The sequence below is a fragment of the Streptomyces sp. NPDC042002 genome, assembly GCF_055588305.1.
This window is the reverse complement of record NZ_JBVJCT010000052.1, coordinates 19107-39962: the sequence shown is the minus strand read 5'-3', so window position 1 is coordinate 39962 and position 20856 is coordinate 19107. Positions and strand designations below refer to the sequence as shown.

Below are 20856 nucleotides of genomic sequence, written 5' to 3'. Positions count from 1 at the left end.
GACCCCACGTATCCGAACCGCCCGCGCCCGACGCGTTCCGGCGTCTCCCGCGCGCCGCGTCCGGGCCGTCCGCACGGCCGGCGGGCTGTCCCTGCGTCTCGACGTCCGCACGTTCACCGTGGTCGTGCTGCTGCTGTTGGCCGCCTTCGCCGCGAGCGTGGTGCTGATCGGCACCGGTGACTTCCCGATCTCCGCCGGTGATGTGCTCAAGACCCTGGCAGGCGACGGCAGCGCGAGCCAGGAGTTCATCGTCGACGACCTGCGGCTGCCGCGCGTTCTCGTCGGACTGCTGGTGGGGGCCTCGCTCGGGATGGGCGGCGCGCTCTTCCAGTCCGTCTCCCGCAATCCGCTGGGCAGCCCGGACGTGCTCGGGCTCGGGCAGGGTTCCACGGCCGGCGCGCTCATCATGATCGTGCTGTACTCGGGCAGCGCGACCGAGGTCGCCCTCGGGGCGCTCGTCGGCGGACTCGTGACCGGGCTCGCCATCTACCTGCTCGCGTGGAAGCGGGGAGTGCACGGCTACCGGCTGGTCCTCGTCGGCATCGGTGTCTCCGCGATCGTCACGGCGGTCAACGGCTATCTCCTCACCAAGGCAGACCTCGTCGACGCGGCCCGTGCCGTCGTCTGGATGACCGGCTCCCTCAACGGCCGTGACTGGGCGCAGGTATGGCCGCTGCTCATCATGTGTGCCGTCCTCGTCCCTCTCGTCCTCGGCAACGCGCGCGGGCTGCGGATGATGGAGATGGGCGACGACGTGTCGTACGCCCTCGGAGTGAACGTCGAGCGGACGCGGCTGCTGCTGATGGTGGCCGCCGTCCTGCTCACCGCGGGCGCCACGGCCGCCGCGGGACCGGTCGGTTTCGTGGCGCTCACCGCGCCGCAGCTGGCCCGGCGGCTCACCCGGTCGCCCGGACCGAACCTGGTGCCGTCGATGTGCATGGGCGCGACCCTGCTCATCGTCGCGGACTGGGCCTCGCAGCGGGCCTTCGGCGCCGACCAGCTGCCCGTGGGCGTCGTGACCGGCGTCCTCGGCGGCCTCTATCTGCTGTGGCTGCTGGTCACCGAACGCAAGGCGGGCCGGATATGAGCGGCCGGGCGAAGCCGACGGTGGGCGGATCGGCCGACCCTGCCGCGAGGAGCACGGCGAACCCCGCCGCGAGCGGACCGGACAACGCGGCGCGTGCGAACGACCAGGCGCACGAGAACACCCCAAGGAGCACTGTGAACCGCCTGTCCGCCGACAACGTCACCCTCGGCTACGACCAGCGCGTCATCGCGGAGAAGCTGTCGGTGGAGATCCCCGACCACTCCTTCACGGTGATCGTCGGCCCCAACGCCTGCGGCAAGTCCACGCTGCTGCGCGCCCTTTCGCGCATGCTGAAGCCCTCGGCGGGGCGGGTGCTGCTCGACGGGCAGGCGATCCAGTCGATGCCCGCTAAGAAGGTGGCCCGCACCCTCGGGCTGCTGCCGCAGTCGTCGATCGCGCCGGACGGGATCACGGTCGGCGACCTGGTCGGCCGGGGCCGTTACCCGCACCAGGGCCTGCTGCGCCAGTGGTCGGCCGAGGACGAGCGGGTGGTCCAGGAGTCGATGGCCTCGACCGGTGTCGCCGAGCTCGCCGATCGCTATGTCGACGAACTGTCCGGCGGCCAGCGCCAGCGCGTGTGGATCGCGATGGCGCTCGCCCAGCAGACCCCGCTGCTCCTCCTCGACGAGCCGACGACCTACCTCGACATCCAGCACCAGATCGACGTCCTCGACCTGTGCGCCGAGCTCCACGAGACGCGGGGCCGCACGCTGGTCGCCGTCCTGCACGATCTCAACCACGCCGCCCGGTACGCCACCCACCTGATCGCCCTGCGCGGCGGCGAGGTCGTCGCCGAGGGCGCGCCGAACGACATCGTCACGGCCGGCCTGGTCGAGGAGGTCTTCGGGCTGCGCTGCCAGGTCATCGACGACCCGGAGACCGGGACCCCGCTCGTGGTGCCCGCGGCACGACGGTCAAGGGCCGGCGTCGCCCCGGCCGCTACAGAAGCGTCCTGAGCCGGAACAGGTCGCGCAGACCCGCCTCCAGCTTCACCCGCCCCGAGCCCCAGGCCTTCGCGAAGTTCAGCTCGCCGTTCACCATCGACACCAGGTCGTCGCCGTTCATGGTCAGACGGATCTGGGCCCGCTCGGGAGGCGGGCCCTGGAGCGTGTCGAGCACCTCGATCCGGCCGCCCCTGAGCCGGCCGACGAAGGTGATGTCCAGGTCGGTGATACGGCAGCTCAGCGAGCGGTCAAGGGCCGCAGCGGTGCGTACGTCCCCTTCGGCGCTCGCCATGTTGTCCGAAAGCTTGTCGAGTGCGGTGCGGCACTCCTCAATCGTCGCCATCGTGATCGACGGTACCGCAGCCCTTCGCGGTAGCGTCGGGGCATGAACGACTCAGTTCCCGGGGCCGAGCCCCCCGAGGCCGTGACCGCGGGGGAGCCAGGCCCGCCCGCCGGAGCGGCGCCGGAGCCCGCGTACGACCCCGCCGCACCGGCCCCGCTGAACGTCCCGCGCGTCCCCTCGGGCAACGCCGACGTCGACGCGCGGCTCGACCGGCTGGCCGACGCCGACCACCTCGCCACGGACGGACACGTCGAGGTGTACGAGGATGTGCACCGGGGGCTGCGCGACGCGCTCACCGCGCTCGACGTCCGCCCGGGAGTTCCGGCTCCCGCCGGGCGCCCGGCGGGAGCCCCGCAATGAGACCCTTCGGGGCACACCCGTCCATGGCCGTACGACCGCAGGAGCTGAACCGAACGTGGCAGGAGTGGCACGCCGCCGCCTCGACGCCGAGCTGGTCCGCAGGAAGCTCGCCCGCTCACGCGAGCACGCCGGACAGCTGATCGCAGCGGGCAGGGTCAGCGTGGGCAAGACCCTCGCGACCAAGCCCGCCACGCAGGTCGAGACCGCCGCGGCGATCGTGGTCAGCGAGGACGACAACGACCCCGACTACGTCTCGCGCGGCGGACACAAGCTCGCCGGCGCGCTCGCCGTCTTCGGGCCCGAGGGCCTGAAGGTCGAGGGACGGCGGGCGCTGGACGCCGGCGCGTCCACCGGAGGCTTCACCGACGTACTGCTGCGCGCGGGCGCCGCCCATGTCGTCGCCGTGGACGTCGGTTACGGACAACTCGCCTGGTCTCTCCAAAGCGATGAACGCGTCACCGTCAAGGACCGTACGAACGTACGCGAGTTGACGTTGGAGGCGATCGATGGGGAGCCCGTGGACCTTGTTGTCGGGGATCTGTCCTTCATCCCGCTCGGACTGGTGCTGCCCGCCCTCGCGCGGTGCACGGCGCCTGATGCCGACCTGGTGATGATGGTCAAGCCGCAGTTCGAGGTGGGGAAGGACCGGCTGGGCAGCGGCGGTGTCGTGCGCAGCCCGGAGCTGCGCGCCGAGACCGTGCGCGGTGTGGCGGGGCGAGCCCACGAGCTGGGGCTCGGAGTGAAGGGTGTGACCGCAAGCCCGTTGCCCGGACCGTCGGGCAACGTCGAGTACTTTCTGTGGCTGCGTGCCGGGGCACCCGAACTCGACCCGGCCGACGTTGACCGTGCCGTGGCGGAGGGGCCCCGTTGACCCAGACCCGAGATCGTACTGTTTTCCTGCTGGCCCACACCGGGCGGCCGGCAGCCATCCGCAGCGCCGAACTGGTCGTCCAGGGGCTGCTGCGCTCCGGGATCGGCGTCCGGGTGCTGGCGGCCGAGGCGGCCGATCTGCCGCTGCCGGACGAGGTGGAACTGGTCCAGGAGGCGACTCCGCAGTGCCTCGACGGCTGCGAGCTGCTCATCGTCCTCGGCGGTGACGGAACGCTGCTGCGCGGCGCCGAGTTCGCCCGCGCCTCCGGGGTGCCGATGCTCGGCGTCAACCTCGGACGGGTCGGCTTCCTCGCCGAGGCCGAGCGCGACGACCTGGACAAGGTCGTCGACCGGGTCGTGACCCGGGCGTACGAGGTCGAGGAGCGCATGACCGTCGATGTCGTCGTGCACCGCAACGGCGACATCGTGCACACCGACTGGGCGCTGAACGAGGCGGCCGTGCAGAAGGTGTCCGCCGAGAAGCTCCTCGAAGTGGTGCTGGAGATCGACGGGCGGCCCGTCACCGGGTTCGGCTGCGACGGGATCGTCTGCGCGACCCCGACCGGGTCGACGGCGTACGCCTTCTCCGCGGGCGGGCCCGTGGTGTGGCCCGAGGTCGAGGCGCTGCTGATGGTGCCGATCAGCGCGCACGCCCTGTTCGCCAAGCCGCTGGTCACCTCACCGGACTCGGTGCTCGCCGTGGAGGTGCTGCCGCACGTTCCGCCGGGTGTGCTGTGGTGCGACGGGCGGCGGACGGTGGAGCTGCCGCCCGGCGCGCGCGTCGAGGTGCGGCGCGGGGCCGTGCCCGTGCGGCTGGCCCGGCTGCACCACGCGTCCTTCACCGACCGGCTCGTCGCCAAGTTCGCGCTGCCGGTCTCCGGATGGCGCGGGGCGCCGCACTAGAAACGTGCGCGGCACCCGGGTTCCGCCCGGGTGCCGGGCCGCCTCCGCGCGGGCCGACGACGAACGAGATCACCCCCGGAAGGTAACGCCCGGTTCTCTTTGCGGGGGGCGGCGTCGCACGGGGCCGGCAAAACCTCGTATGGTCGGGGACGTGTTGGAGGAGATGCGGATACGGTCGCTCGGAGTCATCGACGACGCGGTCGTCGAGCTGTCACCAGGCTTCACCGCCGTGACCGGTGAGACCGGTGCGGGCAAGACGATGGTGGTCACCAGCCTCGGGCTGCTGCTGGGCGGGCGCGCGGACCCGGCCCTCGTGAGGATCGGCGCCAAGAGCGCGGTCGTGGAGGGGCGGATCAGCGTACCCGCGGGCGGGACGGCCGTCGTACGGGCCGAGGAAGCGGGCGCCGAGCTCGACGACGGTGTTCTGCTGATCAGCCGTACCGTTTCCGCCGAGGGGCGCTCACGCGCGCACCTGGGCGGGCGCTCGGTGCCGGTGGGCGTGCTCGCCGAACTCGCCGACGAACTCGTCGCGGTGCACGGCCAGACCGACCAGCAGGGGCTGCTCAAACTGTCCCGGCAGCGGCAGGCCCTCGACCGGTACGCGGGGGACGCGGTCGCCGTGCCGCTCGCCAAGTACGCGGGCGCCTACCGCCGGCTGCGGGCGATCTCGGCCGAGCTGGACGAGATCACGACGCGCGCCCGGGAACGGGCCCAGGAAGCCGACCTGCTGCGCTTCGGACTCGACGAGGTCGCGGCCGTGGAGCCGCGCGCGGGCGAGGACGTGGAGCTGTCGGCGGAGGCGGAGCGGCTCGGTCACGCGGAGGCGCTGGCATCGGCCGCCACGGCCGCGCACGCCGCGCTGGCCGGCAATCCCGAGGACCCGGAGGGCATCGACGCGGCCACACTGGTCGCGGGCGCCCACCGTGCCCTGGAGGCCGTACGGTCGCACGACTCGGAGCTCGCCACGCTGTCCGGGCGGATCGGCGAGATCGCCATCCTGCTCGGCGACGTGGCGGGCGAACTCGCGGGCTACGCCGACGACCTCGACGCCGACCCGCTGCGGCTGTCCGCGGTCGAGGAGCGCCGGGCCGCCCTCACCCAGCTCACCCGGAAGTACGGCGAGGACATCGACGCCGTGCTCGCCTGGGCCGAGCGGAGCGCCGAGCGGCTCACCGAACTCGACGGCGACGACGACCGGCTCGGCGACCTGACCGCCGAGCGGGACGCGCTGCGCGGCGAACTGGGCGGACTCGCCCAGGCCCTGACGGACGCCCGTACGGAGGCGGCCGAGCGGTTCGCCGCCGCCGTCACCGCCGAACTGGCCTCGCTCGCCATGCCGCACGCGCGCGTGTCCTTCGAACTCCGGCAGACCGACGACCCGGAGGGGGTGGAGGTCGGCGGACGCCCGGTGGCCTACGGCCCGGCCGGTGTCGACGAGGTGGAACTGCTGCTCGCCCCGCACCCCGGGGCGCCGCCGCGGCCCATCGCCAAGGGCGCGTCGGGCGGTGAGCTCTCGCGCGTGATGCTCGCCGTGGAGGTCGTGTTCGCGGGGACGGACCCGGTGCCGACGTATCTCTTCGACGAGGTCGACGCGGGGGTCGGCGGCAAGGCCGCGGTCGAGATCGGGCGTCGGCTGGCGCGGCTCGCCCGGACCGCGCAGGTCGTCGTCGTGACCCATCTGCCGCAGGTGGCCGCCTTCGCCGACCGGCAGCTGCTGGTCGAGAAGACGAACGACGGATCGGTGACCCGGTCCGGCGTGAAGGTCCTGGAGGGCGAGGAGCGGATCCGCGAACTGTCCCGGATGCTCGCCGGCCAGGAGGACTCCGAGACGGCTCGGGCCCACGCGGAGGAACTCCTGGCCACGGCCCGGGCCGACGGCTGACCGGCGGCCCGCCCCTGCGGGGGCAGGGCCGCTCGCCAGTACGTGAGCCCGTACCGGGCCGCTCCCTGTGCCCCCGCGTCGCGGCGCCGCTGCGCCGCTGCGTCGCCGGGCCGCCTGCTCCATGGTGTCGGTCGTGCCCGCCGTACGGCATTCGACGTCCTCGTCCCGCGGCGACGGCGTTGGCCGTGCTCGTCCCGCGGTGCTGGGCCTGCCTGCCGCGCGGGGTTCGCCGTGTTCGTTCCGTGGTCCCGTCCGGACCGTTTCGCGCGCCCCTTTAGGGTGATCGCATGGTCATGCGCATGGGGCGGATTGTCGGATTCGGTACCGCTGCCGCGGTCACACGCGTGTGCTTCGCCGCCCTGCGTTCCAACCCGCCCGGCGGCCCTGCCCGTTGGACCCGGGACAACTACGCCGGGCGGACCGTCGAGCTCTACGCGGGCCCCGCGACCGCCGTGGGCTCGGCGTTCGCGGCGGCACGGGTCCACCCCGCCGCCGCGGGAGCGGTCGCCGTCGCCGGCGCGTGCGGCGCGTACGACGACGTCGCCGGAGAGGGTGACCCCCGGCGGGGGTTCCGGGCCCATCTGGGGGCGCTGCGCGACGGCGAGGTGACCAGCGGGGCGGTCAAGTTGTTCGGGATCGCGGCGGCGGGGCTGGCGGCCGGGGCGGTGCTCAAGGAGCGGCCCGTCGACAAACTGCTCGCGGGAGTCGTGATCGCCGGTACGGCGCATTTCGTCAACCTGGTCGATGTGCGGCCGGGGCGGGCCGCCGGTGCCGTCCTCGCGCTGGGCGTGCCCGGACTGCTGCGCGGCGGGGACGCGGGGCGGCTGTCCGCGGTGGCGCTGGGTGCCGTCGCCGCCGTACTCGCCGACGACCTCGGCGAGCGCGCCATGATCGGTGACGCGGGCGCTCACGCGCTGGGCGCGACCCTGGGGACCGCCATCGCCCTGGGCAACGGCCGGGCGGGTCTCGCCGCCCACGCGGCGGCCCTGGTGGCCGCGACGGCCTTCGGGGAGAAGGTCAGCGAGGCGGCGAGGACGCTGGGGCGCACCGGGGAGTGAGCGGCCCGGGACGCGCCGTGCACCGCGCGGCGCGCCCCGCGGTGCACGGGCGCGCCCTCGACGCGGAAGGCGCTCGCGATCTGTCAGGGCACGCCCCGAAGTCGGGGTGGCGTGCGGTGCGCTGGAGGGGTTCTCCCGTCCCGGGGGCGGCGCGCGGGGGTACTTCCGATGCCGGGGTGGCCCAGGATGTCGGGGTGGTTCTTCGGCGCAGGGGTGGCTCGTGATGCAGTGGGGTTCCCCCGAGACCAGGGTGACGCGCGAGACGAGGTGGGTGTTCGCGGGGTCGGGGTGGCCTGCGATCCGTGGGTGGCTGAGGGTGCCGGGTGGGTCCGGTTGTGGCTCGGCCTCCCCGGAATGGGCTATTCATCACTCGTGCGGGTGATCGTCGTCGCCGGGTTGCCCCGTCTGACGTGCCCTCGTCGTGATGGCGGTGCCGGAACGCCCGTGCGGCCTGGCATCCTTGGCCTAGTACGAGGTGCACGACGTGCGGTGACCCCCTCTGCGCGACCCTTCTGTACGTATCCTCGTGCCCGTCCGACGCCGAACCAGGAGCCCCGGCCACGTGAGCCACGTGAGCAGCCACTCACCGCACGGCCAGTCGCCGCTGCGCACCGTGCAGGTGCTCGGCGGCGGCAGCGCGGGCAGCAGTGCGCATGTGCGGTCGCTGGCCGCGGGCCTGGTCGCCCGGGGGGTACGGGTCACGGTCTGCGCCCCCGCCGAGGCGGACCGCGTGTACGGGTTCACCGGGGCCGGCGCGCACCACGTTCCCGTGCCCCGCAGCAGCGACCCGGCCTCCGTGTCCGCGCTGCGGGCCGCCTGCGCGGACGCCGATCTCGTGCACGCGCACGGGCTGCACGCGGCACTGCGGGCGGCGCTGGCCCTCAGCGGGCGGCGCGTTCCCCTCGTCGTCACCTGGCACACCCGCTCCGAGGCCGACGGCGCGCGGGCCCACGTCCTGCGGCTTCTTGAGCGGCGGGTCGCCAGGGCCGCCGCGGTGGTGCTCGGGACCTCGTCCGACCTGGTGGACCGGGCGCGCAGCAGGGGAGCGCGTGACGCGCGGCTCGCCGCCGTCGCGCTTCCCGCTCCGCGCCCGCCCGTCGAGGCAGCCGAACCCGACCGGTTCCGGCACAAGGCGCGGGCCGAACTCGGCTCGACCGACCGCCCGTTGCTCATGGCCGTCGGTTCGCTCGACCGGCACCGCGGCTATCACACGCTTCTGGACGCCTCGCGCGCGTGGTGCCGCCTCGATCCCGTGCCGCTGCTGGTGATCGCGGGGGAGGGGCCGCTGCGCGCCGTTCTCCAGCGCCGGATCGAGGACGAGGAACTGCCGGTCCGGCTCATCGGGCGGCGCGACGACATCACGGAACTGCTCGCCGCCGCCGACCTCGCGCTGCTGCCCAGCAGATGGGAGTCGCGCTCGGTGCTGGCGCAGGAGGCCCTGTACGCGCGCGTGCCGCTGGTCGCCACAGCGGTCGGGGGCATCCCCGAGATGGTCGGCGACGCGGCCGAACTCGTCCCGTACGGGAACGCGAAGGCGCTCGCCGACGCGGTCGTGAGGCTGCTCACCGATCCCGCGCGCCAGGAGGTCCTGCGCGAGAAGGGCGCCCGGCAGGCTGCCACTTGGCCGACCGAGGACGAGACGGTCGCCCAAGTGCTCAGCGTCTACGACGAGTTCACGCAGCCCCGGCCGCTGGGCTGACCCGGCCCTGCTAGGGAACGTGTCGGCGTGCCCGCAGGGCCAGGCTCAACGCCAGTACCGTCTGCGGGTCGTCCAGGTCCGTTCCCAGCAACTCGCCGATCCTGGCGAGGCGGTTGTAGAGGGTCTGCCGGTTGAGATGCAGCTCGCGGGCGGTCTCCGCCTTGCGGCCCGCGTGCGCCAAATAGGTCTGCAGGGTGGGCAGCAGGGGCGGCTTGGAGCGGACGTCGTGGTCGCGGAGCGGGCCGATCGCGCGTTCCACGAAGGCGGCCAGGTCAGGGTGTTCGCGCAGCCGCCACAGCAGCAGGTCGATGTCCAGGCGGCGGGCGTCGTACCAGGGACGGTCCGACAGACCCTGCGCGGCCGTCGCCGTCTCCGCCGCGTGCCGCAGGCCCGCCGACGCGGCCGCCCAGCCGCCCGCGACCCCGACCACCACCACCGGTGGCTGCGCCCCGGGCCGCTGCATGCCCGCGCGCTCCACGCCGGCGCGCAGGGCCGCCGCGACCCGGTCCGCGACGGCCGCCCGCTCCGACTCCGAGCGCAGGCCGAGCAGCAGCGGGACCCGGCCCTCGACGGGACGTACGCCCAGCAGGACCGGGACACCCACCGACGCCAGTTCCTCGGCGACCGCGCGGGCCAGGACCGCCCAGCCGCCGCCGGGGGCGAGTCCGTCGGCGAGCCGCATCACGACCGGCAGGAGCGGGCTGCCGCCTGGCTTGAAGCCGAGCACCCGGGCCTGCGCGGGCGCGTCCTCGGCCTCGATACGGCCCTCGGCGAGGTCGGTCAGGAAGTCGCCGCGTCCCCGCGCGGCCAGTTCCTCCTCCTGGCGGGCCTGCATCAGCACGACGGCCAGGATGCCGGCGGCCCGTTCGGCGGCGATCCGGTGCACCGGGGCGACCGGCGTGCCGACCGGCAGCAGCACCAGGCGGGCGCGTACGGAACCGGTGCCGGGGCCGCCGCCGGGCACGTCCACCAGGGTGGTCCCCGCGGGCGGCTCGTCCTTGTGCTGGCCGCGCAGTCCTTCCCAGACCTGGAGCGGGTCGGCGCCCGTGGAGCCGGCCCCGGCGGCGTACAGGAGCTGTCCGTCGGCCGTCTCCAGGAAGACCGGGTTGCCGCTGAAGTCGGCGAGAATGCGCAGGACTTGGGGAACTCCGCCGCCGCCGAGCAGGGCCTCGGTGCAACGCCGGTGCACTTCCTCGGCCTGCTGGAGCAGCGCGTAGTGGCCGTTGACGATCTCGGTGTGGATCTCCTCCGTGACCGTCACGAAGGGCACCTCGCGGTGCAGTTGGACGAGCGGCAGACCGGTGGACCGTGCCGTGTCCACGAGCGCGGCGGGCAGCCGGGTGAAGCGCGGGCCGAGCTCCACGACGAGCGCCGCGATCCCGCGCTCGGCGAGGGTGCGGACGAACGCGCGCTGGTCGGCCGGGCGGGTGCCGAGACCGTATCCCGTGGTCAGCAGCAGCTCGCCGCCCTTGAGCAGCGAGGCGATGTTCGGGACCTCGCCCGCGTGCACCCAGCGCACGGTCCGTTGCAGCCGGTCGGCCCCCGCGATGATCTCCGGCAGCCCGCTGCGCAGTCCGGGCAGCTCAAGCGCCCGCTGCACGGTGATTCCGGCGCCCTGGGTGTCGTAACGGCTGTCCATGCAGCGGACGCTACCCGCGGACGGGTTACCGGGGCATCTCCGGCCCCCGACGAGCGACGACGCCGGAGCGCTGGGGATCGGCGGGGTCAGGCGGCCGCCGGTACCGGGGTGATGTTGTGGTTGAAGCGGAAGACGTTGTCCGGGTCGTACTCGGCCTTCACCGCGGCCAGCCGCCGGAGGTTGTCCGCGCCGAGGCCGGCCGTCACGCGGTCCGTGCCCTCGTCCCCGATGAAGTTCAGATAGACCGCGCCGGTGCTCCACGGCCGGACGTCCTCGCGGACCTTCCTGACCCACGCGACGCACCGTTCGTCGTCGGCGGGGCTCTCCCAGATCCCGAAGGGGTGCACGGCCCAGGGCGCGTCGCGGTAGGGGACAGGGAACCGGGACGGTCCTGCGGCGATGGCGCCGCCCTGCGGCAACAGCGCGTGCTGGTTGCCGGTGGGGACGGGCATGGCGTCGCCGAGGGCGCAGTAGACGTCCACGAAGTCGTCGGGCGCGCCGGTCAGGTACTCCGCCGACCAGTAGTTCCGCATACCGGGCGGGTCGTCGAGCATGCACTGGAAGTCGGGGTAGGGCAGGGCGGTGACGATCTCGACCTCGTGCGGCAGCGCCAGCAGCGGCTGCGCGACCTTGCGCATGTCGTCCTCGCCGCCCGCGTACGCGACCAGCGCGCCGCACAGCCGCTTGCCGACCAGGTGCTCGGGCATGAACTCCTCGGGCGGGCCGGTCAGGTAGATGACGCCGCCGCTCGCCTCCCGGGGACCGTTCTCGATGATCTCGCGGTAGACGCGGACCACGCCGGGCCCGGCGTCCGGCTGGAACATCACCATCGCGATGGAGAACTCGGGCAGCGGGTGCAGCTTGAGGGTGAGCGCGGTGGCGACGCCGAAGTTCCCGCCGCCGCCGTGCAGGGCCCAGAACAGCTCCGGGTTCTCCTGGTCGGTGGCGCGCACCGCCGAGCCGTCGGCGGTCACCAGTTCGACCCCGAGCAGATTGTCGACGGCGAGACCGAAGGACCGGTCCAGCCAGCCGTTGCCGCCGCCGAGGACGAAACCGCCGACGCCGGTCGTCGAGACACGGCCGCCGGTGGTCGCGAGGCCGTAGGGCTGGGCGGCCCGGTCGAGATGGCTCATCAGGGCTCCGCCCTCGACCCGTACCGTCTCGGAACCGGGGTGGACGGTGACCGCGTGCATCCGGCTGAGGTCGATGACCAGACCGCCGTCGTTGAGCGCCATGCCGGAGACGCTGTGGCCGCCGCCGCGCACCGCGACCGGCAGATCCAGCTCACGCGCGAAGCGCACCGCGCGCGTCACATCGGCCTCGCCCTCGCACAGCGCGATCACGGCGGGCCGCCGGTCGATCATCGCGTTGAAGATCGTCCGGGCTTCGTCGTACCCCGGATCGTCCGGGGTGACCACGTCACCGGAGAGATCGGCGCGGAGCGCGGCCAGTGCCGCGCCCGCCTTCGAAAGGGGAGCCATGTCAGCCGCCCCCTTCCATGAGGGGACAGGACTGCTTCCAGGCTAGGCGGGTACGGCGGATCGGGCGCGCCGGGGCGTAACTCCCCGGTTCGCCCGATCCGGACGGGCTCAGCCGCCGTACGCGCCGCTCGCGGTCAGCCGCAGGGCCGTGTCGATCAGCGGAACGTGGCTGAAGGCCTGCGGGAAGTTCCCGACCTGGCGCTGCAGGCGCGGGTCCCACTCCTCGGCCAGCAGCCCGAGGTCGTTGCGCAGGGCCAGCAGGCGCTCGAAGAGCTTGCGGGCCTCGTCGACCCGGCCGATCATCGCGAGGTCGTCCGCCATCCAGAACGAGCAGGCGAGGAAGGCGCCCTCGTCGCCCTCGAGGCCGTCCACGCCCGCGTCCTCGCCGGAGGTCGGATAGCGCAGGATGAAGCCGTCCGAGGTGGACAGCTCGCGCTGGATCGCCTCGATGGTGCCGATCACCCGCTTGTCGTCCGGCGGCAGGAAGCCCATCTGCGGGATGAGCAGCAGCGAGGCGTCGAGTTCCTTCGAGCCGTACGACTGCGTGAACGTGTTCCGGTCCTTGTCGTAGCCCTTCTCGCACACGTCCCGGTGGATGTCGTCGCGCAGTTCGCGCCACTTCTCCAGCGGCCCGTCCGCGTCCCCGGACTCGATGAGCTTGATGGTGCGGTCGACCGCGACCCAGGCCATCACCTTGGAGTGCACGAAGTGCCGCCGCGGGCCCCGGACTTCCCAGATTCCCTCGTCCGGCTGGTCCCAGTGGTCCTCCAGATAGCGGATCAGCTTCAACTGGAGCAGCGAGGCGTAGTCGTTGCGGGACAGGCCCGTCATATGGGCCAGGTGCAGGGCCTCGGTGACCTCGCCGTAGACGTCGAGCTGGAGCTGGTGCGCGGCGCCGTTCCCGACCCGTACGGGCGCCGAACCCTCGTACCCGGGAAGCCAGTCGAGCTCGGCCTCGCCCAACTCCCGTTCCCCCGCGATGCCGTACATGATCTGGAGGTTCTCCGGGTCGCCCGCGACCGCGCGCAGGAGCCATTCGCGCCAGGCCCGGGCCTCCTCGCGGTAGCCGGTGCGCAGCAGCGAGGAGAGGGTGATGGCCGCGTCGCGCAGCCAGGTGTAGCGGTAGTCCCAGTTGCGTACGCCGCCGATCTCCTCCGGGAGGGAGGTGGTGGGCGCGGCGACGATGCCGCCCGTGGGCGCGTACGTCAGGGCCTTCAGCGTGATCAGGGAGCGGACCACGGCCTCGCGGTAGGGGCCGTGGTACGTACATTGGTCGACCCAGTCGCGCCAGAACTCCTCGGTCGCCTCCAGGGACTGCTCGGGCTCGGGCAGCGCGGGCGGCTGCTTGTGCGAGGGCTCCCACGAGATCGTGAAGGCGATCCGGTCGCCCGGCGCCACCGTGAAGTCGGCGTACGTCGTCAGCGCCTTGCCGTACGTCTCGCAGGCCGTGTCGAACCAGACCGAGTCCGGTCCGGCGACCGCGACCGTGCGGCCCTCGTGCCGGTGCACCCAGGGCACCACACGGCCGTACGAGAAACGCATCCGCAGCGCGGAGCGCATCGGCACCCGGCCCGTGACGCCCTCGACGATCCGGATCAGCTGCGGCGCGCCGTCACGCGGGGGCATGAAATCGGTCACGCGGACCGTGCCGCGCGGTGTGTCCCACTCGGATTCGAGGATCAGCGAGTCGCCGCGGTACCGGCGGCGCGCCGCGGTGGGTGGCTGGGCGTCGGCCGCGTGCGCCGGCCCCAGCCGCCAGAATCCGTGTTCCTCCGTGCCGAGCAGTCCCGCGAAGATGGCATGGGAGTCGAAGCGGGGCAGGCACAGCCAGTCGACTGTGCCGTCCCGGCAGACCAGCGCTGCTGTCTGCATGTCTCCGATGAGTGCGTAGTCCTCGATGCGCCCGGCCACGTGCATCTCCAGTCGAACGGCCACGTCGCCCCTGCGCGGGGCGGTCGCTCTTGCGGTCAAAGGGAACGTAGGTAGTGCGGAACAGTAGGCAATGGGATGGTCGATACCTGCGGAACGTCGATGATGGAGGACGTCCGTCGTGCGTCGCTGCGAAACGTCAGTTGTCGGTGCGAAAGGCGATGCGTTTGTCGTCTCGAAACGAACTGACAGGCCCTCTTTGTTCCGGATACGTGCGGGGATGGTGCCGTGTGCCGGACAGGCTCGGCAGCGAGTGTCCGAGCAGGATACGACGCACGTGGAAGATCCGCGTGCCGCTCCGGGCAACCCGGCTGAGCCGATCGAGTGAGCGGTGTGTGAGGTGTGTGCCCAGGTGCGCACGGAGCGTGGCCGGAAGCGGCCTCGTCCTGTCGCTGATACCCTGGTAGCCCGTGGACCGGTGGGCAAGAAACCCCCGAACCGCAGCGACGGCACCCCCGGAAATCTCCGGGCCCCACGCCGGCACGCACCCCAGACCGCGACCACGGGAGCCCCCTCTTGGCCATGCCGCCCAGTGCTTTTCGAAACAGCACAGCCACGACGACCAAGCACATCTTCGTCACCGGGGGTGTCGCCTCCTCCCTCGGCAAGGGACTGACCGCCTCCAGCCTGGGCGCGCTGCTCAAGGCGCGGGGTCTGCGGGTCACGATGCAGAAGCTCGACCCGTACCTGAACGTCGACCCGGGCACCATGAACCCGTTCCAGCACGGCGAGGTGTTCGTCACCAACGACGGCGCCGAGACGGACCTGGACATCGGTCACTACGAGCGCTTCCTCGACGTGGACCTGGACGGCTCGGCCAACGTGACCACCGGCCAGGTGTACTCCACCGTCATCGCCAAGGAGCGGCGCGGCGAGTACCTCGGTGACACCGTGCAGGTCATCCCGCACATCACCAACGAGATCAAGCACCGCATCCGCCGCATGGCGACCGACGACGTGGACGTCGTCATCACCGAGGTCGGCGGCACGGTCGGCGACATCGAGTCGCTGCCCTTCCTGGAGACGGTCCGCCAGGTCCGTCACGAGGTCGGCCGCGACAACGTGTTCGTCGTGCACATCTCGCTCCTCCCGTACATCGGCCCGTCCGGCGAGCTGAAGACCAAGCCGACGCAGCACTCGGTCGCGGCCCTGCGCAACATCGGTATTCAGCCGGACGCGATCGTGCTGCGGGCCGACCGCGAGGTCCCCATCGCCATCAAGCGCAAGATCTCGCTGATGTGCGACGTGGACGAGGCCGCCGTCGTCGCCGCGATCGACGCCAAGTCGATCTACGACATCCCGAAGGTCCTGCACACCGAGGGCCTGGACGCCTACGTCGTGCGCAAGCTGGACCTGCCGTTCCGCGACGTGGACTGGACGACCTGGGACGACCTGCTGGACCGCGTCCACAACCCGGTCCACGAGATCACCATGGCCCTCGTCGGCAAGTACATCGACCTGCCCGACGCGTACCTCTCGGTCACCGAGGCGCTGCGCGCCGGCGGTTTCGCCAACAAGGCCCGCGTCAAGATCAAGTGGGTCACCTCGGACGACTGCAAGACCCCCGCGGGCGCTGCCAAGCAGCTCGGTGACGTCGACGCGATCTGCATCCCCGGCGGCTTCGGCGACCGCGGTGTGTCCGGCAAGGTCGGCGCGATCCAGTACGCCCGCGAGAACAAGATCCCGCTGCTCGGCCTGTGCCTCGGCCTCCAGTGCATCGTGATCGAGGCCGCGCGGAACCTGGCCGACATCCCCGACGCCAACTCCACCGAGTTCGACTCCGGCACCGGCCACCCGGTCATCTCCACGATGGCCGAGCAGCTCGACATCGTGGCGGGCGAGGGCGACATGGGCGGCACCATGCGCCTGGGAATGTATCCGGCCAAGCTCGCCGAGGGCTCGATCGTGCGCGAGGTGTACGACGGCAAGGAGTACGTCGAGGAGCGCCACCGGCACCGCTACGAGGTGAACAACGCCTACCGCGCCGAGCTGGAGAAGAAGGCCGGTCTGCAGTTCTCCGGCACCTCCCCGGACGGCAAGCTCGTGGAGTACGTCGAGTACCCGCGTGATGTCCATCCGTACCTGGTCGCGACCCAGGCGCACCCCGAGCTGCGCTCCCGTCCGACCCGGCCGCACCCGCTCTTCGCGGGTCTGGTCAAGGCCGCGGTGGCACGCAAGACGGGCAAGTAAGACCAGGTAGGACCAGGTTGTACGGTGACCGGGGTGCGGGTCCGCGGGTTCTCCCGCCGGGCGCGCGCCCCGGTTCCGTCACCGGACCGGACTCTTTTTGCGCGTGGGAGGACAGGCCATGACGATCAAGGACACCCCCGAGGAGTGGGAGGTCCGGGCGACCGAGACCCCCTTCAAGGGCAACAAGACCTCGGTGCGCACCGACGACGTGGTCATGCCCGACGGATCGGTGGCCCGCCGCGACTACCAGGTCCACCCGGGCTCCGTGGCCGTGCTCGCCCTGGACGACGAGGACCGTGTCCTGGTCCTGCGCCAGTACCGCCACCCCGTGCGCCAGAAGCTGTGGGAGATCCCGGCCGGCCTGCTCGACATCCCCGGCGAGAACCCGCTGCACGCCGCCCAGCGCGAGCTGTACGAGGAGGCGCACGTCAAGGCGGAGAGCTGGCGCGTGCTGACCGACGTCTACACCACGCCCGGCGGCTGCGACGAAGCCATCCGGATCTTCCTGGCCCGCGATCTCTCCGAGGCGGAGGGCGACCGGTTCGACGTCGAGGACGAGGAGGCCGACATGGAACTGGCCCGCGTCCCCCTCGGTGAACTCGTCCACGGTGTGCTCGCCGGTGACCTGCACAACAACTGCCTGGTCGTGGGCGTCCTCTCGCTGGTGGCCGCGCGGCAGGGCGACGGACTCGACGCGCTGCGCGCGGCCGGGGCGCCGTGGCCCGCACGCCCCTTCGAGGCCTGACTCCCGTCCCCGAAGCGCTCCTTCGGCGGTCGCGTTCCGTTCCCGGAGCGCCTCCGCCGTTCCGCCGCCCCGCCTCGGAGGGGCCGTGTACACCCATCCGGGGATGCCGGTCCTACGATCGGCTGATCCGATCGGGGGACGTCTCCGCCGCGCTCCGCACGGATCGTCGCAGAGCGTGAACTAGGCTCTGGAAACGCCCGAACCGGAGTCCCGGCGGGCTTGCGCGCGCAGTGGAACGGGAGCGTGGCCCGTGGCGGATCAGGCGGTGGACGGCGGCGGCACCAAGGTGTCGGCCAAGGGGCAGCGCCCGGCTGCCGGGTCCGCTCCTACGAAGAGTCAGTTCCTGGGCCGTACAAGAGAGTTGAAGGAACTCCGGGCCGACATCGAGCGTGCGGGCCTCGACACCATCGCCGGCCGCAAGGCCCCGCGGGCGCGGGTGCTGCTCATCGCGGGCAAGCCCGGATCCGGCCGCAGCGCGCTCGCCGCTCAGCTCGCCGCGCAGGTCGCCGAGAGTTACCCCGACGGCATACTGCGCGCCCGGCTCACCGAACCCGACGGCACACCGGTGCCCACGGAGACCACCGCGCGGGAACTGCTCACCGCCCTCGGACTGCCCACGCCCCCCGGAGCCGACGCCGACGACCTCGGCGAGCGGTTGCGCGAGGCCCTCGCGATCCGCCGGGCGGTGCTCCTGCTCGACGACGCGGCCGACGCCGAACAGGTCGACGCGCTGCTGCCCGACTCCCCGGACTGCCTGGTCATCGCCGTATCCGGCGGACCGCTGACCGGAATCGCGGACGTCCGCCCCTGCACCCTCGGCGGCCTCGACACCAAATCCGCCCTCGAACTCCTCGACCACTTCACCGGCTCGGTGCGCATCACCGTCGACCCGCTCGCCGCCGAAGGGCTGGTCGAACTGTGCGCGGGCCAGCCCACCGCGCTGGTGCTGGCCGGCGGCTGGCTCGCCGCGCGTCCCGCCTCCGCCGTCGCCGACCTCGCCAAGCACCTGCGCACCGAGGGCGAGGACGGCACACCGATGGCCCGCGTCTTCCGGCTCTCGTACGCCTCCCTGCCGAGCACCGCCGCGCGGATACTGCGACTGCTCTCGCTGGCCCCCGCGGGCCTGGTCGACCCGCACACCGCCTCCGCGCTGGCCGGCTGCTCGGTCCAGGCGGCGCACACCACGCTGGACGAATTCGTCGCCCTCGGCCTGTTGCGGGCGATTCCCTCACCGCTGCCGCAGTACGAGGTCCCCGGCTGCTTCCAGCCATTGCTCCGGGCACTCGTCGACACCCAGGACCGGCCCGCCGAGGTGCAGCTCGCCCGTGCCCGGATGCTGGAACGGACCGTACGGCTCCTGGTGTCCTGCCGCGCCATCACCGAGACCGACAGCTCACCCGCCCGCGAGAAGCTCGCCGGAATGCCGCGTGCCCTGCGCTTCGCCGGCCCCCGGGCGGCCGAGGACTGGCTGCGCGTCCGGCAGCCCGCGCTGCTCGCCGCCGCCCGGCTGGCGGTCGCCGACGGGGAGCTGGACACCCTCGCCCGACGCCTGATGGCCGCCCTGGTGCGGGCGATGGTCGTCCATTTCGGCACCCAGGCCGCGGCGTCCGAGCTGTACGGCATCCACCGGCTCGTCCTGGATGTCGCCGACCGCCGGAACCTGCCCCGCGAGAAGGCCGCGGCCCTGCTCAATCTCGCCGACCTGGACGCGCAGACCGGCCGCGGGGCCGACGCCCTCGCCCGCTACCGGGCCGCGCTCGACGCCGGACGCGAGGCGAACGACCCGTACGCGACCGGCCGCGCGATGGAATCCGTAGGCGGTGCCCACCAGGAGCTCGGGGACCACGACCGGGCCGCCGACTGGTACGGCAGGGCGCTCGCCCAGCGGCTCGCGCGGGACGAGCGCGTGGACGCCGCCCGGCTGTACGGGCGCATCGCCACCGCGCACACCTACGCGGGCCGCTACGGCGAGGCGCAGGTCAACTGGCGCGCCGCGGTCGCCGGGCACCGCAAGAACGGTGATGTCGCCTCCCAGGCAAGGGCGTTGAGCGAGATGGCGCGCGTCCAGGAGTACGCGGGACGGTCCGAGGAGTCGCTGCGCACCTGCCAGGAGGCCGTCGAGTGGGCGCGCCGCGCGGACGACGCACGCCTGCAGGCGGCGTTGCAGCTCAGGCTGGCCGACACGCTGGACCGGCTCGGCGACCCGGCGGCCGCCCGGCTGCACCGCGCGGCGGCCGAGCGCATGCTGGGAGATGAGTTCCCGGAGAGCGCATCCGGCATGGAACACGACGCTAACGCCTACGAAATCCGCAGTGCATCCGCTGAAGATTGATGCATTGAAAGGCTAGACAGAGAGAACCCCTTCATTAGACTGGCTCCGCCGCGTTCTTCCGTGGTGTTTCCCGGTGTGCTCCCGTGCGTCGGGTATGACATGCATTGCCTGGCTTGCATCGCCTCGGCATGCATAGCCCCAGAGCCCTCTGAGTCAAGGACCGTGATCGACGTGAAGGTCGGCATCCCCCGCGAGGTCAAGAACAACGAGTTCCGGGTGGCCATCACCCCCGCCGGCGTGCACGAGCTCGTGCGCCACGGCCACCAGGTCTTCGTCGAGCAGAACGCCGGTGTCGGCTCCTCGATCACGGACGAGGAGTACGTCTTCGCCGGTGCGCAGATCCTGCCCACCGCCGACGAGGTCTGGGCCACCGCCGACCTGCTGCTGAAGGTCAAGGAACCCATCGCCGAGGAGTACCACCGCCTCCGCAAGGACCAGACGCTCTTCACCTACCTGCACCTGGCCGCGTCCAAGGAGTGCACGGACGCCCTCCTGGAGTCCGGCACCACGGCGATCGCGTACGAGACCGTCGAGCTGCCGAGCCGCGCGCTGCCGCTGCTCGCCCCGATGTCCGAGGTCGCGGGCCGCCTCGCCCCGCAGGTCGGCGCCTACCACCTGATGCGCGCCAACGGCGGCCGCGGTGTCCTGCCCGGCGGTGTCCCGGGCGTGCTGGCGGCCAAGGCCGTCGTCATCGGCGGCGGAGTCTCCGGCTGGAACGCCGCGCAGATCGCCATCGGCATGGGCTTCCACGTGACCCTGCTCGACCGCGACATCAACAAGCTCAAGGAGGCGGACAAGGTCTTCGGCACGAAGATCCAGACCGTCGTCTCCAACTCCTTCGAGCTGGAGAAGGCCTGCCTCGAGGCCGATCTCGTCATCGGTGCCGTGCTGATCCCCGGCGCCAAGGCTCCGAAGCTGGTCACCAACGAGCTCGTCTCGCGGATGAAGGCGGGAAGTGTTCTTGTCGACATCGCGATCGACCAGGGCGGCTGCTTCGAGGACTCGCGTCCCACGACGCACGCCGAGCCGACCTTCCCGGTCCACAACTCGGTCTTCTACTGCGTCGCCAACATGCCCGGCGCGGTGCCCAACACCTCGACGTACGCGCTGACCAATGCCACGCTGCCGTACATCGTCGAGCTCGCCAACCGCGGCTGGGTCGAGGCCCTGCGCCGCGACAACGCGCTGGCCAAGGGTCTCAACACTCATGACGGCAAGGTTGTTTACCGCGAGGTCGCCGAGTCGCACGGACTGGAGCACGTCTCGCTGGAGAGCCTGCTCGGCTGAGCTTCCCGGCGGCTCCACGAGTCGACATTGCGGCCGACTGCTGGCCGACAAAAGGCGATACGTCAACACGGGTCGTCAACACCGCGCGCCCGGCCGGACCTTGCCCG

General features: G+C 72.3%; 16 protein-coding genes. 12 read left to right on the top strand and 4 right to left on the bottom strand.

Features of this window, described 5'->3' with window-relative positions; translation table 11 throughout:
• Positions 1-10 precede the first annotated feature (10 nt).
• Entirely contained in the window at positions 11-1087 is a 1077-nt protein-coding gene (locus ACZ6KY_RS39040; RefSeq protein WP_469315014.1) for a FecCD family ABC transporter permease, read from the top strand.
• Positions 1084-2043 (top strand): ABC transporter ATP-binding protein, encoded by a 960-nt coding sequence (locus ACZ6KY_RS39035; protein WP_469315006.1) that lies wholly within the window; start codon positions 1084-1086, stop codon positions 2041-2043. Before ACZ6KY_RS39040 ends, ACZ6KY_RS39035 begins: the two co-directional genes overlap by 4 nt.
• Here the strand turns inward: ACZ6KY_RS39035 and ACZ6KY_RS39030 are convergent.
• Positions 2027-2374, bottom strand: a complete 348-nt coding sequence (locus ACZ6KY_RS39030) for an SCP2 sterol-binding domain-containing protein (protein ID WP_469315005.1) — start codon at positions 2372-2374, stop codon at positions 2027-2029. The two genes, ACZ6KY_RS39035 and ACZ6KY_RS39030, sit on opposite strands and share 17 nt — an antisense overlap.
• A 42-nt stretch (positions 2375-2416) precedes the next feature.
• On the opposite strand from ACZ6KY_RS39030, the gene ACZ6KY_RS39025 reads away from it, so the two are divergent.
• The 6 genes from ACZ6KY_RS39025 to ACZ6KY_RS39000 all read left to right on the top strand — a co-directional run bounded on the left by ACZ6KY_RS39025 (position 2417) and on the right by ACZ6KY_RS39000 (position 9146).
• Positions 2417-2734: a hypothetical protein gene (locus tag ACZ6KY_RS39025; protein WP_469315004.1), complete on the top strand. Its 318-nt coding sequence runs from the start codon at positions 2417-2419 to the stop codon at positions 2732-2734.
• Positions 2735-2789: 55 nt separating this feature from the next.
• A complete protein-coding gene (locus tag ACZ6KY_RS39020; RefSeq protein WP_469315003.1) occupies positions 2790-3605 on the top strand; it encodes a TlyA family RNA methyltransferase in 816 nt (271 codons plus the stop codon).
• The gene (locus tag ACZ6KY_RS39015) at positions 3602-4507 is read left to right on the top strand and encodes an NAD kinase (RefSeq protein ID WP_469315002.1); all 906 of its coding nucleotides are present in this window, start codon (positions 3602-3604) and stop codon (positions 4505-4507) included. Before ACZ6KY_RS39020 ends, ACZ6KY_RS39015 begins: the two co-directional genes overlap by 4 nt.
• A 139-nt stretch (positions 4508-4646) precedes the next feature.
• Positions 4647-6389: a DNA repair protein RecN gene (gene recN, locus ACZ6KY_RS39010; protein ID WP_469315001.1), complete on the top strand. Its 1743-nt coding sequence runs from the start codon at positions 4647-4649 to the stop codon at positions 6387-6389.
• 287 nt (positions 6390-6676) lie between these two features.
• The gene (locus tag ACZ6KY_RS39005; protein WP_469315000.1) at positions 6677-7447 is read left to right on the top strand and encodes a hypothetical protein; all 771 of its coding nucleotides are present in this window, start codon (positions 6677-6679) and stop codon (positions 7445-7447) included.
• Between the two features lie 562 nt (positions 7448-8009).
• Positions 8010-9146 (top strand): glycosyltransferase family 4 protein, encoded by a 1137-nt coding sequence (locus ACZ6KY_RS39000; protein WP_469314999.1) that lies wholly within the window; start codon positions 8010-8012, stop codon positions 9144-9146.
• Positions 9147-9156: 10 nt separating this feature from the next.
• Here the strand turns inward: ACZ6KY_RS39000 and ACZ6KY_RS38995 are convergent, their stop codons facing one another.
• The 3 genes from ACZ6KY_RS38995 to ACZ6KY_RS38985 form a co-directional block, all read right to left on the bottom strand.
• Positions 9157-10785 carry a PucR family transcriptional regulator gene (locus ACZ6KY_RS38995; RefSeq protein ID WP_469314998.1) on the bottom strand — a complete coding sequence of 543 codons (1629 nt, stop codon included), beginning with the start codon at positions 10783-10785 and terminating at the stop codon, positions 9157-9159.
• Positions 10786-10871: 86 nt separating this feature from the next.
• The gene (locus tag ACZ6KY_RS38990; RefSeq protein ID WP_469314997.1) at positions 10872-12266 is read right to left on the bottom strand and encodes an FAD-binding oxidoreductase; all 1395 of its coding nucleotides are present in this window, start codon (positions 12264-12266) and stop codon (positions 10872-10874) included.
• Between the two features lie 108 nt (positions 12267-12374).
• Entirely contained in the window at positions 12375-14177 is a 1803-nt protein-coding gene (locus ACZ6KY_RS38985) for a glycoside hydrolase family 15 protein (protein ID WP_469315013.1), read from the bottom strand.
• A 540-nt stretch (positions 14178-14717) separates the two neighbouring features.
• On the opposite strand from ACZ6KY_RS38985, the gene ACZ6KY_RS38980 reads away from it, so the two are divergent.
• The 4 genes from ACZ6KY_RS38980 to ald all read left to right on the top strand — a co-directional run bounded on the left by ACZ6KY_RS38980 (position 14718) and on the right by ald (position 20749).
• Positions 14718-16385, top strand: a complete 1668-nt coding sequence (locus ACZ6KY_RS38980) for a CTP synthase (RefSeq protein WP_469315012.1) — start codon at positions 14718-14720, stop codon at positions 16383-16385.
• A gap of 118 nt (positions 16386-16503) precedes the next feature.
• Entirely contained in the window at positions 16504-17130 is a 627-nt protein-coding gene (locus ACZ6KY_RS38975; protein WP_469314996.1) for an NUDIX domain-containing protein, read from the top strand.
• A 250-nt stretch (positions 17131-17380) separates the two neighbouring features.
• A complete protein-coding gene (locus tag ACZ6KY_RS38970) occupies positions 17381-19462 on the top strand; it encodes a tetratricopeptide repeat protein (protein ID WP_469314995.1) in 2082 nt (693 codons plus the stop codon).
• Positions 19463-19624: 162 nt separating this feature from the next.
• Positions 19625-20749 (top strand): alanine dehydrogenase, encoded by a 1125-nt coding sequence (gene ald / locus ACZ6KY_RS38965; RefSeq protein WP_469314994.1) that lies wholly within the window; start codon positions 19625-19627, stop codon positions 20747-20749.
• The last annotated feature ends 107 nt before the right edge of the window (positions 20750-20856 follow it).